A 17804-nucleotide genomic window follows, 5' to 3' on the forward strand; every position below is an offset into this window, starting at 1 on the left:
TCTTCATCCGCACCATTTCAGGTCAAAACGTTCAGTTTTTAAAATAAATTCACTCGCACCCTGAAGAACCTAATGCTAATCGCAAATTTATTTATAAAGTGACCATCTCTATTTTTATTGTGGTTTGATGTTGACCTCGCACTTATCACCACTATCGCAAGTTATTGCGTCTATTATTTCCAGACTGATTACTGTTGGGTTAGACCACCAAAATATTTATTAAATTGTTAGATTGTTTTTCAAATAAAAAAACAACCCTTTAACAAGAGTTGCTTTTTTACGGGTTCATCATACACGATACCAATACAAAAAAATTATAATTTATCAAATGGAACAAATTTTAAAGATACTATTAATAATATTTCTACATATAATATATATGCTATTAATGAAACAATAAAAAATATTGACCATAATAATTTAGATCTACTAATTAATAATATAACAACAGCAAATAAAATTTTTCTATTTGGCATTGGTTCATCTTGAATTGCATGTGAAGAATTGTCAAATAATTTAGAAAAAATTGGAATAAATATAATTTGTAATAAAGACTTTCATACACAACTACTAACAATTCCTTCTTTAACTGAAAAAGATCATATTATTCTTTTTTCAAAATCTGGTCGTACGCGTGAAATTCTTGAAATATTAAAAAATGGAATTAAATATAAAATTCCAATTACTTTAATAACTTCAAATTTAAATTGTGGTTATGAAAAATATTTATAATAATAAAATTATTTTTTGAACATTAGAACAAGTTTTTCGCTATTCATCTGTATCTTCTAAAATTACACAATTGCTATTTGTTGATATTATTTTTAACCAAATTTATGGAAAAAGAAAAACAATTTAAAAAATTAATTTTACATGGAACTCATATAATTAAAAATTGAAACAAAATTAATTCTTAATTTTATACAATAATACCTTTTTTATTTCAATTATCAATTAAAATAGTACCTTTTTGAATTTCTTCATAATTTTGATGGTTTTTCTCTATTAACATTGTTATTAAAATATTAGTTATAATTAATTGCGAAACATTGCTAGAAACAGTTGAAAAATAAGTTGAGTCTAAATAAGAATAATATAAAATCTTATAATCTGATTGAAGTAAATTAATATTTTGTTGTTTAGTTGTAATTAAAACTGTTTTTATATGGTTTTTTCTACTTAATTTAAGTAATTCAAGAATTTCACGCGTACGACCAGATTTTGAAAAAAAATCATTAAATCATTATCATTAAATGAATTTAAAAATAATAATTGACCATGAAAATCTTGTGATGTATAAGAATTAAATCCTAATTTAATTAAACTATTATTTAATTCAGAACAAATAACAGCAGATGAAGCAACACCAAAAATAAAAATGCGCTTAGAAATAAAAATACAATTAATAATATTTCTAATTCTAACAAATCTAAATTATTAATCGTTTAAAAAACAGAATATAAATTAATTTTTTTAATTTTTTGAATTAAATTAAGTAAATTATCATTATATTGAAAATTAAAACTACTTTTAATCTGTTTAATTTTTTGATAAATAAACATTTTAAACTCTTTAAAATTTCTATATCCTACTTTTTTTGATAATCTAGATATCGTTGATGTTGCTATTCCCAATTTTTTACTAATTATTGTAATTGAATTATTTAAGAAATATTCTGGTTTTTTATTAATTTCAATTGCGATATATTTTTCTAAAGATGTTAAATTATATAAATCCAAAGCAATTATTGGAATCATTTATGTCCTCCTTTATTAAAAATTATAATGTATTAAATTTTCAAAAAATTTGCATTTCAGTAAAAAAATACAAAAATAAGTAATTTTATTGTATTTTATAATCTTCTTTTTAATAGAAATAATAAAAAAAATATAAAGGTTTATAAAAAATGAAAATATTTAATGAAAAATTATTACAGTATATTGAAAAAACCAATTAGCAAATGAGAACAAGCAATTGAATTAGCATCTGAACTATTAATTACAAATAATTATGTTAAAACTGATTTTCCCACTAAAATTATTGAAATAACAAATGATTTAGGACCTTATTATGTTGTAGCACCGAAATTAGCACTATTACATATTATGTCTGATTCGACAATTTTAAAAAATGGAATAAGTTTTACATATTTTAAAAATCCAGTTAAATTTCAAAAAGAAGACAAGTACGATATTAAATATTGCTTGGCTCTTGCAGCAGAAGATAATTTTTCACATATAGAATTACTTCAATCAATCGCTAAACTATTTGCAAAAAAAGAATTTTTAACTAGTATAAAAAATTGCTCATCAACAATGGAATTAATTGAAATTATCAAACAATATGATAATTAGAACATACTAATTTTACTTTCTTTCATTAGTTTTCTGATCTAAACTTGGTTCTAAATCTTCTTCTAACTTATTTTCTAATGCTAATTTTTGTTTAACTTCTAATGTATGCTGACTGCGTTGTCAATCTTTGTAAATAAAAAAACCAAAAGCAACTGCTAATAACGCTGCTAAACCTAATAAAACAACAATGGCGATGGTAACTAACATGGTTTCTGCCCTCCTTTTTCTCGTTTTATGCCATAATAACTATTTAAACTTGCAACTAGTAGTGGCACAAAAATACCTAGTATGAAAGCTAATACTGAGATGTATCAAACATTTTTTGTACAACTAATAATAAAATCATAAACTGAAAAGCCAACAATAAAAACTAATATAATTGGAATTAAATAATACATCATAATTTTATATAACTTATTTAATTTAATTCATGATACTTGGTTATTATAATTAATTACAATATGTAGTTTTTTTGCATATCAAACAAAGAAAATAACTTGTGCTAAAGATACTAAAATTAAATCTAATCCTGCTGCTAATAATTGAAATGAATTAATTACTTGATATGTGCTCTCAAAAACTAGTGATAAACCAACAAGAATAATTGTTAAACAAATCCCACAGATTACTTTTTGATTACTAATTTCATATTGTGTTTCAATAGCATCCACAATAACTTCAACATTACCTACCGTTGTACTTAATCCGGCAATAAATAAAGCTAAAAAGAATAAAACTCCTAAGAAATTTCCAACTCCTACAACAGTATTCTGATTAATAATATGGAAAGTTTCTGGTAAAACATTAAAAACAAAAACCATTGAATCATCACCAAACTTAGTGGTAATTTGTTGTTGAAATAATAAAATATTATTTTTATTAGGAACTAAATTATTAACAATTGCCCCTGATGCACCAAAAATAAAGATTAAATTAGTAATTGATAAAAATAAAATTCCAATTACTAATAAGTAAGCTTTCGAAGCATTATCTTGCTTGTGCGGCCCTACGCCAGCAAAGCGCATCATCATTCCCATTCCTAATGATGTTGTAAAAAAGGCTAAGGAAAAAACACTACATCATGTTTGACTTTGTTTTAATTTTTCTAAATTATTTGTTAAAAATAATGTTGCTAACCCTTGATGACTCCCTGGAACTGTTAAAATATAAATTGCTAAAATTAAAATAATTAAAAATAATAAAGGCATAAAAAACTTATTAACTTTTTCAATTCCTTTAATTCCAAATAATAATACAAGACCAACTAACAAAACAACAAATAAGAACGCCAAGAATACAATTCATTGAAAACCACCATTGTTAGTTACGCCAAAACCGCCATGTTGTAAAATATGATGATTAAAAATATTTCCATCAACATTACTAATCAAGTTAGGACTAAATTCAATTCCAATTGAAATAATAGTATAACCAACTAAAACAGCATAATAAATTGGAATAATAATCATTAAAGTTGATTGAAATCAACCCATAAAGCGACTAAAACGAACACTTTCTTTATCAAAAATGTTAATTACACTTTTACGCCGAAGATTTCCTAAGTTAAATTCAAAAATCAATAACGGTACTCCTACAATTAGTAACGCAAAAATATATATTAAGAAAAAATAAAATCCACCATATTTATTAATATAACCAGGTAATCCCCAAATTACCCCTAATCCGATTGCTGCACCTAATGATGAAACAATAAATCCAAATTTTGTCATTTGTTTTTTACTACTCATTTTTTTCCTCCTTTATTTTAAATAAAAAATGCAATATTGTTGCATTTTTATCATTCCTATTTTTTTTGAGTTCTAATCTTGCGACTAATACCCCAAGCAATGGTAATAATAATACTTGTACAAAAAGCACCAAACATAATAATTAAAACAATTTTAATAATGTTAACTTTTTGATTATAACTTACAATATCATCATAACCAAAAATGTTACCCCTATATTTGTCCTTAATTCCTAAACTATTTAGATAACTCTGAAAATATTTTGGCGCAACATTTCGTGCTTCTTTAAGCATTCCATAGTAAACATCAACAGCATGCCCCATCTCATGATTTAAAGAACAAAAAATATTTGGTGAACTTCACCACCCAATTAGATATTTAGAAATAGTTTTATCCAACAAAGCATCAGCAAATTCCTTTGCAGAAATAATAATATAAGCCGATCTTGCTGAAGTAATGCGTTTTGTTCCCGGCAGTAATTCAAGAAAATAACTTGTATAAGCTGTTGTTTCTCCAGATATTTTTAGCAATGGAGCATCCGGAGAAAATAGAAACCCAGTTAAAAAATATTTAAAATTATCACCAGTTATTGCATAAGTCATATTAAATAAATTTAAAATTTGATTTTTAAGAAATTCAATAATCTTATCATTTCAATGATAATATTTTTGCATTGCTTGCACACTATCTTTTAAGAAAATGGTACTTCCCTTTTCATAGTAATAATTATTTTCATACTCTGTTATCTTTTTTAAATCTTCATCTAACTTATCAAATGATGAATAATATTGTTGTTTACTAGTATTCATAAAATTTTCAAATTTTGTCCGCGATGATTGTGATGCTCTAGTATATGAATCATTCATCATATCTCCTAATCCCTCTGTTAAATCCTGACCATTATTAATAATGGTATCTCGTAGAATATTTCCATTAAAACTAAAATTTATAGTTTTAATATCTTTCATTCCACTTGATTGCCACATAATTAAACTTGTTTTAAGAGCATTAAAAGTATAACTAAGTTTTCAGAAATTACTATCTTGGGGAATTAATTGTTGTAAACCAAACTCAAAAGATGGCAAATTATATTTTAAATCAACAGCATTAATCGGTTTTTTTGTTAAATTAGTATTATAACTAAGATTTGATTTTGCAACATACTGGTCAATTTTATCAAGTTGATATTGTAAAGAAGTAATACGTGAACCAAGATTTTCTTTTTGAAGTGGAGTATAAATATCAATAAAAAAATTATTTAAAATCTCTCAACTTTTATTTTTCATTTCATTTGGCATTGTCATTCATTTTGAATATGCTTCGGCAAAAAATTCTTTTCAAGTTGTCATTCCATAAATACTAGTATTAATAATCGATGCCATTAATGACATTTCAAATAATTCTTTAGTATCCATTTTCACATTCCCAATATTAGTTACAACATTATAAATTTTATTTTTATTATTAACAATATTCTTTTCCATCATTTTTACCGTTTTATTTTTATCAATATTAGAAGACTTATAAATAAAATAGCGCAATAAATAACCTGAATAAATAAAATCATCTTCGTCAGGTGATGAAGCTGTCGTTGATAATATTTCTATAATATTTTTTTTTGGTTAATAAAACTAGAAGTAGCCATAAATGTCATATTAATAGTCCCAAACACTAATAAACTACTTGCTATTGTATGAAACTTTCCCATATTTTTTTCTCCTTTTAATATATTAAAAATTTATTGATGATAAACAATATGTTTGTTAAAAATAAAATTAATTGTAATAAAAATTACTTTTAACAAAGCATAAACTCAAAATAAATAAAATAATTATTAACAAAACCTAATTATCAAATATTTTCTAATTGTAATAATGATGCTTTCATTTCAAATCCACCACGATAGCCACATAAAGCATTATTTTTGCCTAAAACACGATGACACGGAACAAGAATTGTTATGGCATTATTACCAATTGCTGTTCCCACAGCTCGCATTGCTTGCAGATGTCCAATTTTTTGTGCAATATCAGCATAACAAGTTGTTGTTCCATATGGAATTTTAGCAACTTCTGCTCAAACCTTTTCCTGAAACAAAGTACCAGTGAAATCAAACGATAAAGTAAAAAATGTTCGTTTTCCCATTAAATATTCCGTTAATTGCTCCATAACAAGACTCGTTTTTCCTTCTTGATCAGCAATTAATAAAATATTTGGTCCCTTTTTCTTCAACCAAGATTCTAATTCATTAAACCCTTTGTTATTAGAACCAATAAAAGTTACGCCCTGCTCAGAAACAGCAACATATAAATTTCAATTGTTAACCTTTAAATTGTTATAATATCATTTAGTTAACTTTTGTTTGGTCATATTTTAACCTCCTAGTTATTGCTGTTTTTGATTAAAATAAATTTTTTTGTGCTTTAAGGTATTTAAATTATACTATTAATTTATGAAAAACTATTTATAATTAGCAAATTTTTTTCATTTTTTATTGGTAAATAAAAAAATAAAACTGGGATTCAACTTACATTAAATCCCAATGAAAAGTTAATTATATTAAAATAATGCTCCAGTTTTAAATTAACCGAATAAATCAAGTTCATTTATTAATGGGAAAGTTTTACTATGTTTATCTCTATATTGTAAACCTACTTTAAAGTCAGAATTAACATACTGAATATTAATTTTTAATTCATCAAGAAAATGTTCAGGAATATCACTACTATTTTCTTTAATTATTTTTTTAATATAATTTGATACTCCAACTATTCTCTTATCTTTTCTTAGAAAATTTGTAAGTGAAAAAAGCGAAATTTTTGTTCAATAATTGAACAAATTTCTGTAAAAAATCTATTAACCATAGTGTCTTTGTCATTATTTTCTTTAAAAATAATTTTTATTCCTTGAATTAATCTAATATTAAAAATATTTTTCAAATCATATTTTTTAATTTGTTTTTTTAGTAAAGCTAAAGTTCTTTCATCTAAAATAATATCAATATTACCTTGTAATATAAACTTAGTATTGTTATAAGTTAAAACATCATCATTGACTTTGGCATTATTAAAAGCAATTTGAAATGCTTCACCTAATGTTAATTCTGCTTGCAATTGGTCATCGTAGTTATCTTCTTTCCGAGCAGAAACCCGTCTTTCTTGAATATCACCATTTTCAAAAATTAAGGTTAAACAAGCAGTACGATTATAAATATCAACCATAATATGTTCTCATTTTTGATATTCATTCACCATTGGTAACATATCAGCAGTATATGTTTTATATAACCCTGATGTTTGAATTGTTTGAATCTGTAATGGCACACCAGTTTGCAATGCTTCAACTTGTTCATAATTCAATTTAATTGGTTGTGAATTAAAATCATCAATTGTATTTCAAGCAATTGAATTTTGAACTTTATCAGGAAAAATTGCCCCTGGCAAAATAACATTTGCTGTCGTATTACTTTTTGCAATAATTGTTGCAATTGTATTTGATAATTCACCAATTCCTAACACAAAATTAAGTGTTGGACGAACTTCATAAATTGGCGCTGTTCCCACATTTAAATACTTAACATTTCCATTTAAATATGCCACTTCAGAAGTATTAATTCCTAGTGAATGGGTTCATGTTTGGCCTTGTTCTTCAGATGATGTATTAGAACTAGAATGCTCAGAAGATACCCTACTAGATCATTCATGTGAAATATTAGCACTAACATAAAGACTCGGAAAAAGGGAAATTTCTGCCGAAACCGATGCTCCAACAGTTGTTGCTTCAGTATTACTACTAGAAGTTGAAACACTAATAGTATTACTTTTTTGTTGTCCAACTGATCTTCCTTCCTCATTTAGTAACATTAAAATTATTGGATAAAATCATTTTATTCATCATTACCCCAATTTTAGGATAAGCAGCAACAAGTGGATGATGTGCTTTTGGTAAAACCCCTTAATCAATTTTTCCTAATACTTTTTCAGCATCAGAATAAGGATCCCCTGTTGTATGACTATTGTATGGGTCTGATTTATATTTAATAAATTTTTCTGTTTTGTGTTTTTTATCATCTCAAGGAACAATTAATCCCTTTTCAACCGTATAACCATTGATTTCTCAATAATCAGGAATGCCATCATCATCACTATCTAACGCATGATCACAATCATTATCAAGACAAGAACTTTGTTGTTTAATATTTTTAATCTCTGTGTTTTTTTCCATAACATTTACTCCTCCTTTTCAAGAAAGTTATGATAACGAAAGGTATAACCACGATTTAGTAATAATTCATTTTGACCAGGATACTTACTAATTTCATCAACATAAATTGCTTTTGTTCCTTTTGGTAAACTAATTCTTAATAAAATTGGATAACGACCCCCTGAATATGATTTATGCGGGTCTTTTGATAAAGATGTACTTAAAAAACTATGTTGCGTAAATTTTTCGCCAGTATAGTCTTGCCGAATTTGAACAAATAAATCACGGTTAATTTTATTATTTGCATCACGTAAATTAAGATCATGGTCTGAAAATTGATAACCACTAATGTGACGAAAAACAACTAATTTTTCATTTGTTTTTGCTTTTTGAAATGATTTATCTAATTTTAAAATTTTATCATTAACTTTTTTTAAATCATTTTTTGTAAATTCAAGGTCTGTTGGAACAGCTTCAATATCATGATATATTTTTCCATTTGTTTTACGTAAATATTCATTAATTGCTATGTAATGACTCCCAGTATATTGTTCTAAATACTCCTTGAATTCCTTTTTTCATTTTTTGTTAATTTATTTTCTCAATCATTATATAGTTGCCTTCCTCCATTCCTTGCTTCTTCATGCCTATCTTTTTTTATAGTGGTGTCAATTTTTATTAAATTTTTTATTGAAAGGTTGCTTTAATCGTCCTCACGCTGGTACATAAAAAATAAACTCTTCAAATATCATCACAATTCTTCCTCCACTTTATAATTAAATTATCTCTTAAAAATAACAAAAAAAATTACTTTAGTGCTTTTAACAAATTATTTGCAGAAAAAAAATAAACGACAATAAAAAAATGTAATAATTTTTACGTTGTAATAATTTTATTCATTTCATCTTTTATGGCTAAACTCACATTCCCAAATGGCAAAATAACAGTTTGTAAGACAATACCAATATCTTTTAATTTAAATTTAGTTTTTAACAAAACAAAATCAACTTCATCTAAATCTTTTACTGTTACTCGCAAGCGGGTTAAGGTTGCTTTAACCATTGTGATATTTGTTTTTGTTCCTAAAATACTAATTAAGTCATTAATAGAAAAAGAAAGCATTTGTTTTGGAACAAGAATTTTTTGAAAATTTAAAATATTTTTACGAAAAATTATCATTAACATAAATAGCACCATTAAAATCATTGCCACAACAATGATAATAATATATTCAACTCGCATTATTAATCATCTCCTCTGTTATCATTGCAATGTGAAAATAATAACTTCATCTTCGCAATTAGACTTAAATCATTTTCCTCATCATAGCATAAGTTTAATGTTTTTTGACTAATTTTTAATTCAATATCAGAACTTAAAATTTCTGATTCATAAGTATCAATTACTAAACTTTTTCCTTTTAAGTCACCAGTTAACCTTATTATTTGGTCTTGATCTAAAATAATTGAAGCGTTAATTGTGGAAAAAGTTGAATTTGCCACCGGGGCAATTTCTTTTAATTGCCATAAGGTTGAAATATTAGTTGCAATAATTGATCCATTAATTGCTCGCATATAACCAGTTGAACCAGTTTTCGTTGCAAAAACAAGACCACTTCCCCGGAAATGCTCCAATAAATCATTATTAACATAAATTTCAGTGCGAATTGTTTTAACATGATCAACAACTTTTGCTTCATTTAATGCATAGCGAATAAGATTACCATTATATTTAATTTCTAATAATGGCATTTGTCGAATATGAATTTTATTATTAATAATTGCGTTAATTGCTTTGGCATAGGTATTTTCATCATAGTTAGCATAAAACCCTAATGAACCAGATTTAATTACAATAAAAGAAACTTTATCAATGATATCTTGAACTTTATTAACTGCTCTTAATAAAGTTCCATCTCCACCAATTATAAAAACATACTGTGGGTTACCAAGATCTTCTTTTAATTGATTTTCTTGTAAAAGTTTACTAATTTTATTAACTAACTGTGTTGATTCTTGATAATCATTTGCAATAATTGCATATTTAAACATTGTTATTGCCACCTTTTCTTTCATTTACTTACATTATACCTTTATTTTAAATTGAAAACTTAATTAAATAAATAATAGTTAGCTTTGCTAACTATTATTATTGCGAATTGTTAATAATTCAATATCAGTAAACTGTAATAAATTAGTTTGATTTAGATGATAATGAATTTTATTATCTGGCCAAAAAATATATTTAAAAGTAAAACTAATATAAGTTAATCCTTGTTTAGTATGAAATTTATTACATACTCCGCGAGGAACAGATTCTAATTTTTTTGTTTTTTTATCATATAAAAAACTTTGTGGTATATAAAATAATAAAATATGTGTTAATGAAACAATTACAATTCCTAATAAAAAAATTGGTAACCAAGCAAATGGTCACATATATTTTGCTCCAATAAAGTTTGTATTTCAACCGCCAACATTAAAACCACCATTGTTTCATGGTTCCCCATTATTTGGCCCCACAAATAATTGGTTTGTTTTAAAAATTCAGTCTCAAATTACTGCGATAATAGAAAATAACGTTAATCATAATAACTGTCATTTAAATAATAAACCACTATAAGGTTTTCCAACTAAACCATATTTATAAACATATAAATAAGCAAAAATAATTAATGTATGAAGAATAAAGTAATTATAATAAAAGAAATTGTCTAAACTTCAGTAACCATTAACTGGCGTTATAATTGCTAAAATTGGCAAAACAATCGCTGATGGAGCAACAACTTCAAAAAATTTTCGACTAGGAAAAATTAAAATACAGCCCGATAATAACTGGTGTAAACTGCATAAATGTAATGGCATAACTTCACTTAAACCACGAATTTGAGAAGGCCCCACCGGTCCTCAAATTCATTCTGTTTTTAAAACAATTGCTAAATAAGTTACTCAAATTGCATATGTTAAAAAATAACTTACAATTTGATACAGCCCTATTGAAATCCGAAACCATTTTCAATTAACAGTTTTTGCATAATATTTTCTACAAACAAATAATGATCCAATAATTAAAACAAAAATACTAATGCCCACCAATTGAAAGACATAATTATGACCTTTAAAAAATCACTGATTAGTTCAATCAGCACACGGTATATACGAACCAGCTGGGTCAAAAAATACTCATGGTCCATTACTAGAACGAACAAATTTCATTACTTTTCTCCTTTGATTAAATAATTAATATTTTCTCTATCTATTTTATAACAAAATTAACAATTTTATTTTTAATAATAATTTCTTTAATAATCTCATGCTTAACTAAAAAGGCTTGAACATTACTATTAGCTTTAGCTAAAACTGATAATTCTTCTTCTGATGTATCAAGTGGTACTTCCAATTTAGCACGTAATTTACCATTAACTTGAACTGCAATTATAACCTTATTTTTTTGTAAATATTTTTCATCATATGTCGGTCATGTTGATAATGCAACCGATGATTGTTGGTTTAATTTTGCTCAAATTTCTTCTGCTAAATGAGGGGCAAATAAACTTAACATTTTAGTAAACCCTTCAAAATACGGTTGGTAAATCGGTCCTTTTGTTTTATAACAAGCATTAATAAAAACCATTAATTGTGAAATTACTGTATTAAAACTTAATTTTTCTAACATTTCTGTTCCTTTTTTAACCATACTATGATAAACAAAATCTAACTCATGATTATTATCTTGCGAAAAATTATTATTTTTAATAAGACGATAAACGCGATCTAATCATTTTCGTGCTGAATCTAAGCCATTTGGATTCCATGGCAATGATGCTTCAATTGGTCCCATAAACATTTCATATAAACGTAATGTATCAGCTCCATGTGATTTAATAATGTCATCAGGATTAATCACATTTCCTTTTGATTTACTCATTTTTGAACCATCAGTGCCTAAAATCATACCTTGATTAACTAATTTATAAAATGGTTCAGAAGTTGGAACTAATTTTTGGTCATATAAAAATTTATGTCAAAAACGTGAATATAATAAATGCAAAACAGCATGTTCTTGCCCACCAACATATAAATCAACTGGTAATCATTTTTTTAACAAAGCTTGTGCTTTTGTAGTACGTAAATCTAACATTTGCTTATCTTCCATTAAAATATAGGCTAAATAATATCAACAACTACCTGCTCATTGTGGCATCGTATTAGTTTCTCGGCGTCCTTTTTTCCCTGTCCTATCAACAACAGTTAATCATTCTGTTGCATTAGCTAATGGTGATTCTCCCGTTTGTGATGGTTTAATATTTGTCATTTTTGGTAATTCCAATGGCAATTCTGTTTCATCAACTAAACTAATTGAACCATCTTCTCAATGTATAATTGGGAAAGGCTCTCCTCAATATCGTTGACGAGAAAATAACCAATCACGAAGCTTATAAATAGTTTTAACTTTTGCATTCCCAGCTGCTGTTAAAACATCAATTGCTTTTTTTGTTGCTTCGTCTGTCATTAAACCATTCAAAAAATCAGAATTAATATGTTTTCCATCTTTATTATGTAATTTATTATGATGTTCTCCTTCAATAACATAACTAATTGGTAATTGATATTTTAAAGCAAATAAATAATCCCGCTCATCATGACCAGGCACAGCCATTACAGCTCCAGTAGCATAAAATGGTAATACATAATCGGCAATTCAAATTGGAATAACTTTTTGATTGATTGGATTAATAGCATAACTACCAATAAACATTCCATTTTTTTCTTTACTAATTTCTTGACGATCTAAATCACTTTTTGCTTTTGTTGCTGCCAAAAATTTTGTAACAGTTGCTGCATATTCAGGTGTTGTTAATTTTAACACTAACGGATGTTCAGGCGCTAAAACAAGATACTCAACACCAAAAATTGTATCAGCACGAGTTGTAAAAACATTAATGCTTTCTGTATTATTTTGTACCGCAAACTTAATTTCAACACCAACTGATTTTCCAATTCAATTTCGTTGTAACTCTTTAACGGATTCTAATCAATCAACCTCATCTAACCCTGATAATAATTTTTCTGCATATGCAGTAATTTTTAATACTCATTGTCGCATTGGTTTTTTTAAAACTGGAAAATGTCCACGTTCAGAAACCATTTTCCCATTAATATTCAAAACTTCTTCATTAGCTAAGACTGTCCCTAATTCAGGACATCAATTAACATCAACATCACGCATCTCAGCTAATCCATTTTGATATAACAATTCAAAAATTAATTGTGTTGTTTTAAAAAACTCTGGTGAAGAAGTATTAACTTCTTTTTCATAGTCATAACTAAACCCAAGTGCTTTTAATTGGTTACGAAAATTAGCAATGTTTTGCAAAGTAAATTCCGCTGGATCATTCCCTGTTTGTAAAGCATATTGTTCAGCTGGTAAACCAAATGCATCTCAACCAATTGGATGCAAAACGTCATAACCTTGCAATTTTCGCATACGACTAATTACATCAGTTGCGACATATCCTTTTGGATGTCCAACATGTAAACCCGCTCCTGATGGATATGGAAACATATCTAAAATATAAGCTTTTTGCTCTGAATTATTTGTTGTTTTAAAAGTTTGATGTTCTTCTCAATATTGTTGTCATTTTTGTTCAATTGCTTTATGCGAAAATTCCATCTTTATTACCCTCTCTAAATTTTTATCCTTTTAATTATAACATTGTTCCGAAATTTGTTAGTAATTTAAGCACTATTAATTACATTTTATTAGCGTATAATAAATTTATAAATAAATTACAGAATGGGGAAAATCATGAGCGTTCAAGAAGCAGCAAAATTTCGAAAAGCAATTAAAATCTATGATAAATCAAAAGCAGTTAGTGAAAGTGATTTAAAAACAATTTTAGCAACTGGAGCTTTAGCACCAAGTTTTAATGGCTTAGAACCAGTAAAAGTTATTATTATCAAAGACCAAAAATTAAAAGAGCAAGCAGCATTAAGCTGTTTTATGCTTGGTAATCAACAAAAAGTAAAAGATGCTCCAATTTTAGCGTTACTACTAGGAACAAATGGTGATTATTTGACATCTAAAGAATTTTTAACAAATCGCTTAGGGCGAATTTTTAGTCGTGAAACATTAAAAACAAATGTACGAGGAATGAGTAATTACTTAAAAAGTTATCCAAGTCCAGATATGTTTTCTGATGAACAAACACATCTTGTTGCTAGTTTTATGGCATTACAAGCTGCTGATTTAAAAATTGGATCAAGCATTATGGGGGGAATTACGCCGCTGCAAGCAGCCTCATTCTTTACAGAACATAATATTGTTGATCCAACAAAATGACATTTATCGCTAGGAATGCTATTTGGATATTATATGTTAAAGGAACAAGTTTCCCTCGCTTACGAATTGCTGAGGATGAATTTGTTAGCATTTTTTAAACTTAATTAATAAAAATTTTACTAAAAATAAATTTAATTATCTAATGAAAACATCTCTTAAAAATTTTTGAATTATTAGTTTAATTACTAATATTATTTTTTTATTAATCCAAGTTAGCATTATGATTCCACTAATATTATGTCAAAAACAATTACAATTAAGCAATAGTGACTTATCCCAAATTTTCTTTGGTATTTTAATTGCTATTATTTTAGTAATGTTCATTACTAACTGAATTCTAGTTAAAAATCCACTGCGAAAACTAAATGTAACAAAAGAATTAGCACCCTGACAAGCAGACCTTGGTTTTCATATTATTACAAAATATTCACATTTAAAAACTGAATATAATGGTTATGTCTGATATTTAAAGAAAAAAGGTTTTATTCTGCTTGCTACACTTGGAATTAATTTTGGTTATGCTTTAATTTGTGCTGTTGTGTTTTCTATTTTAGGATAAAATAAAAGATATTTTTTGCTATTTTATAAACTACTTTTAAATAAAAAAAACTTAATTATATTTAAAAAATTTAATATAATTTAAGTGTTTTATTTAAAATTTTTTTTATTGTAAAATGTCTTTTTTAATTTTATAAGAAGCACTATTTAGATATGTTAGATTATAGTTATTGATTTAATAAATCTTTTATTTAAAAAAGGTCATTAATATATCTTCATTAAATTAAACATTATACATTAAAGATTAAATATTCTATTTTGAAATTTTTGTTTCTTCTTTTTGTTTTTTTGTAGCTTCTTTACGAGCTAAGATTTTCGCCACTTTTTTTCTGCCATTAAACGACGGCGTTTTTTCATTGACATTGCCATTTTGTATTCACTTTCTCCTTTTTAAATTATTAGTAAAAACTTTGTTAACTTAATAAATCTTGTTCAATTTCGTTAGCAGTTACAAATCCTGTTTTACGTTTTAATTCTTTTCCGTTTTGAAAGGTAATTAATGTCGGAATTGATAAAATTCCATAATTTTGAGCAAGATCTTGTAAAACATCAACATTAACTTTAATAAAATTAACATCACTACGCGTTTTTGCTAATTCATTAATTATTGGAGCAATCATTTTACATGGTCCACATCAATCAGCATAAAAATCAACGCAAGTTAATTTTTCATCACCAATTGTTTTTTCGAATTCATCAATACTTTTTATTTCATTTACAGCCATTTTAATTCTCTCCTTTACTGAATTCTCTTGCTTTTTTATCATATCATAAAAGTACTATTTTTTTAAGAAAAACTGTTGCAAATATTTTGCTGGTCCATTTTCACGATTTGATAATGTTACTTCATTTGCCATTGTTTTTAAATCATTAATCGCATTGCCAACCGCAATTCCAACACCAGCTTGGCGAATTAATTCAAGGTCATTATAAGAATCACCAAATGAATAAGTTTGACTAATATCAATTCCAATATGATGTGATAAAAATTGCAAGGCACTGCCTTTTGAAATCCCCTTACAAGCAATCTCAAAAACACGATTATTATATTGGGTAATATCTAATTGCGGTAATAATTGTCGTAACTTTGTCATTAATTCATTAGCAGCTTTATCATCTAAGGAGTGATGGGCAATAACACTAGCATGCGTAATGTCTTCTGTAATATCAGTCACCTTGGTAATAATTTTATATTTTGTTCGCATTATTTTTGATCAATAATAAGAATTCTCACCATATTCGTAAACATAAGTACTATTATTACTAAAAAAATGAACTTTATATTTTCGATAAGTAAATTCAAAAATGGTTTTAATTTCTGCTGTTGTAAAAATCATTATCCATAAAAAACTATTAGTTTTAAAAGAGTAAGCGCTAGCCCCGTTGTTTGCCAAAACATAACCATCATATTTATGAACTTTTAGTTTTCGCGCTTGGCGAATTGCATCGTTTGCTAGGCGTCCTGTTGTAACAACAAAAGGGATTCCTTTTTTTTGAATTGAATTAACTGTTTTTTTTGTTAACCGACTAAACCGATGATTATCGTTTAATAAAGTTCCATCCAAATCAGAAAAAACTGCTTTTTTCATCTAATTATGCTCCTTTCTTTTTCCTCAAAACTTGTATGATTACATTATTTAAAAATATTGATCAAACATTAATTTTATAGTTTTAATAATTATAGTAGAAAATGTTTAAATTTAAAAATTTTTTATAAATTATAAGCTTTAATTTTATCTAATTAAAAATATGTTAATAAAAAACTGTACGTTATCAAAAAGTTTTTCAATTACTTTTTGAAGTACAGTTTTTAATGTACTTTTTTATATATTATTTTTTAATACACTTTAACTTGATTAATTTTTAAATTTGTTCAAACATGATAAATAGTACAAAAAGAAGAAGTATATGAAACTAAATTCATTTTTAAATACTCGCTTTCAACTCATAAACTTTTAATATATAACACTGCTTTTTGTTTTACATAAACAAAAGGAACAAACAGATAATAGTCATACTTTAAAAGCGATATATGATTTTGATTAGAATCTCAATTTTCCTTGATATTTTCTGTATTAAATTTAATATTTGCTTTAGTATTAGATATTGTTGTACCTTGACCACCTGCAGAAGAATTAATCTTATTAATTTCAATATATTTGTATCTTTCTTTAAACTCTTGTCAACTATTAGCATAGTTTGACCATTTAATTAAATTTATTGTTTTTTCCCATACTTTTGTATCATCGGTTATTGGCCCATTTATTTTTCAATTGAAATTTATATTGTTTACTATTTTTTGGCACTTGTTGATGCCCTCAACCATATAAATCTAAATGATAAATTTTACCAGTATTATTTAAAACATAAGCACTTCCCTTATTATCTAATTCAATTGCAATTATAGGAAAATTCAAATCATCAAACTTATCAATTTGACCATAACCATGTTGCAAATAAATATGTAGTATACCACACACATTTTAAAGATTACAAGAAAATAATAAAAATAATAAAAATATTTATTTATAATAAAAAAATATCATAAAATAAATAAATAAAAAATATAAAATTAAACAAACTAAAAATTAGTTTAAAT

19 protein-coding genes and 1 pseudogene are annotated in these 17804 nt (G+C 26.0%); 4 read left to right on the plus strand and 16 right to left on the minus strand.

The features are described 5' to 3' along the window. The first annotated feature begins 504 nt into the window (after positions 1–504). Positions 505–732, plus strand: coding sequence for an SIS domain-containing protein (locus C6B38_RS03780; RefSeq protein WP_105298715.1), 228 nt, complete (start codon positions 505–507; stop codon positions 730–732). Positions 733–1069: 337 nt separating this feature from the next. On the opposite strand, the pseudogene C6B38_RS12225 reads toward C6B38_RS03780, so the two are convergent. Further along, a pseudogene (locus C6B38_RS12225) lies at positions 1070–1201 on the minus strand (MurR/RpiR family transcriptional regulator); the annotation flags it as partial. 244 nt (positions 1202–1445) lie between these two features. Continuing rightward, positions 1446–1757, minus strand: coding sequence for a hypothetical protein (locus tag C6B38_RS11075; RefSeq protein WP_233485514.1), 312 nt, complete (start codon positions 1755–1757; stop codon positions 1446–1448). A gap of 162 nt (positions 1758–1919) precedes the next feature. On the opposite strand from C6B38_RS11075, the gene C6B38_RS03790 reads away from it, so the two are divergent. After that, positions 1920–2354, plus strand: a complete 435-nt coding sequence (locus C6B38_RS03790; protein WP_233485515.1) for a PTS sugar transporter subunit IIA — start codon at positions 1920–1922, stop codon at positions 2352–2354. A gap of 12 nt (positions 2355–2366) precedes the next feature. Here C6B38_RS03790 and C6B38_RS03795 read toward each other — a convergent pair whose 3' ends face one another. The 11 genes from C6B38_RS03795 to leuS all read right to left on the minus strand — a co-directional run bounded on the left by C6B38_RS03795 (position 2367) and on the right by leuS (position 13978). Next, positions 2367–2561, minus strand: coding sequence for a hypothetical protein (locus C6B38_RS03795; RefSeq protein ID WP_105298716.1), 195 nt, complete (start codon positions 2559–2561; stop codon positions 2367–2369). Next, a complete protein-coding gene (locus C6B38_RS03800; protein ID WP_105298717.1) occupies positions 2555–4102 on the minus strand; it encodes a sodium-dependent transporter in 1548 nt (515 codons plus the stop codon). Before C6B38_RS03800 ends, C6B38_RS03795 begins: the two co-directional genes overlap by 7 nt. 56 nt (positions 4103–4158) lie before the next feature. Then, a complete protein-coding gene (locus C6B38_RS03805) occupies positions 4159–5643 on the minus strand; it encodes a hypothetical protein (protein WP_233485516.1) in 1485 nt (494 codons plus the stop codon). A gap of 307 nt (positions 5644–5950) precedes the next feature. Continuing rightward, entirely contained in the window at positions 5951–6472 is a 522-nt protein-coding gene (locus tag C6B38_RS03810) for a methylated-DNA--[protein]-cysteine S-methyltransferase (protein ID WP_105298718.1), read from the minus strand. 416 nt (positions 6473–6888) lie between these two features. Continuing rightward, entirely contained in the window at positions 6889–7965 is a 1077-nt protein-coding gene (locus C6B38_RS03815; RefSeq protein WP_233485517.1) for a hypothetical protein, read from the minus strand. Between the two features lie 91 nt (positions 7966–8056). Continuing rightward, positions 8057–8326: a binary toxin-like calcium binding domain-containing protein gene (locus C6B38_RS11080; protein ID WP_233485518.1), complete on the minus strand. Its 270-nt coding sequence runs from the start codon at positions 8324–8326 to the stop codon at positions 8057–8059. Between the two features lie 5 nt (positions 8327–8331). After that, the gene (locus tag C6B38_RS03820) at positions 8332–8898 is read right to left on the minus strand and encodes an ADP-ribosyltransferase (RefSeq protein WP_308686798.1); all 567 of its coding nucleotides are present in this window, start codon (positions 8896–8898) and stop codon (positions 8332–8334) included. A 283-nt stretch (positions 8899–9181) separates the two neighbouring features. Then, entirely contained in the window at positions 9182–9547 is a 366-nt protein-coding gene (locus C6B38_RS03825; RefSeq protein WP_105298719.1) for a PTS transporter subunit EIIB, read from the minus strand. A 2-nt stretch (positions 9548–9549) separates the two neighbouring features. Then, a complete protein-coding gene (locus C6B38_RS03830) occupies positions 9550–10356 on the minus strand; it encodes an NAD(+)/NADH kinase (RefSeq protein ID WP_105298720.1) in 807 nt (268 codons plus the stop codon). A gap of 87 nt (positions 10357–10443) precedes the next feature. Next, positions 10444–11520 carry a TMEM164 family acyltransferase gene (locus tag C6B38_RS11085; RefSeq protein WP_233485519.1) on the minus strand — a complete coding sequence of 359 codons (1077 nt, stop codon included), beginning with the start codon at positions 11518–11520 and terminating at the stop codon, positions 10444–10446. Between the two features lie 40 nt (positions 11521–11560). Beyond that, positions 11561–13978, minus strand: coding sequence for a leucine--tRNA ligase (gene leuS, locus C6B38_RS03845; RefSeq protein ID WP_105298721.1), 2418 nt, complete (start codon positions 13976–13978; stop codon positions 11561–11563). 135 nt (positions 13979–14113) lie between these two features. On the opposite strand from leuS, the gene C6B38_RS03850 reads away from it, so the two are divergent. Together C6B38_RS03850 and C6B38_RS03855 are read left to right on the plus strand one after the other, a co-directional pair. Beyond that, the gene (locus C6B38_RS03850; RefSeq protein ID WP_233485520.1) at positions 14114–14755 is read left to right on the plus strand and encodes a nitroreductase family protein; all 642 of its coding nucleotides are present in this window, start codon (positions 14114–14116) and stop codon (positions 14753–14755) included. Between the two features lie 34 nt (positions 14756–14789). Then, positions 14790–15206, plus strand: a complete 417-nt coding sequence (locus C6B38_RS03855; RefSeq protein ID WP_004027797.1) for a hypothetical protein — start codon at positions 14790–14792, stop codon at positions 15204–15206. A gap of 412 nt (positions 15207–15618) precedes the next feature. On the opposite strand, the gene trxA is transcribed toward C6B38_RS03855, so the two are convergent. The 3 genes from trxA to C6B38_RS03870 all read right to left on the minus strand — a co-directional run bounded on the left by trxA (position 15619) and on the right by C6B38_RS03870 (position 17531). Continuing rightward, a complete protein-coding gene (trxA, locus tag C6B38_RS03860; RefSeq protein ID WP_004027799.1) occupies positions 15619–15930 on the minus strand; it encodes a thioredoxin in 312 nt (103 codons plus the stop codon). A 54-nt stretch (positions 15931–15984) separates the two neighbouring features. Beyond that, on the minus strand, positions 15985–16794 hold the full coding sequence (locus tag C6B38_RS03865) for a Cof-type HAD-IIB family hydrolase (RefSeq protein WP_105298722.1): 810 nt from the start codon (positions 16792–16794) through the stop codon (positions 15985–15987). A 248-nt stretch (positions 16795–17042) separates the two neighbouring features. Next, on the minus strand, positions 17043–17531 hold the full coding sequence (locus C6B38_RS03870; RefSeq protein WP_233485521.1) for a hypothetical protein: 489 nt from the start codon (positions 17529–17531) through the stop codon (positions 17043–17045). Between the last annotated feature and the right edge of the window lie 273 nt (positions 17532–17804).

Origin of the sequence: Spiroplasma sp. ChiS (assembly GCF_002968355.1) — a bacterium.
Classification (GTDB): domain Bacteria; phylum Bacillota_I; class Bacilli_A; order Mycoplasmatales; family Mycoplasmataceae; genus Spiroplasma; species Spiroplasma citri.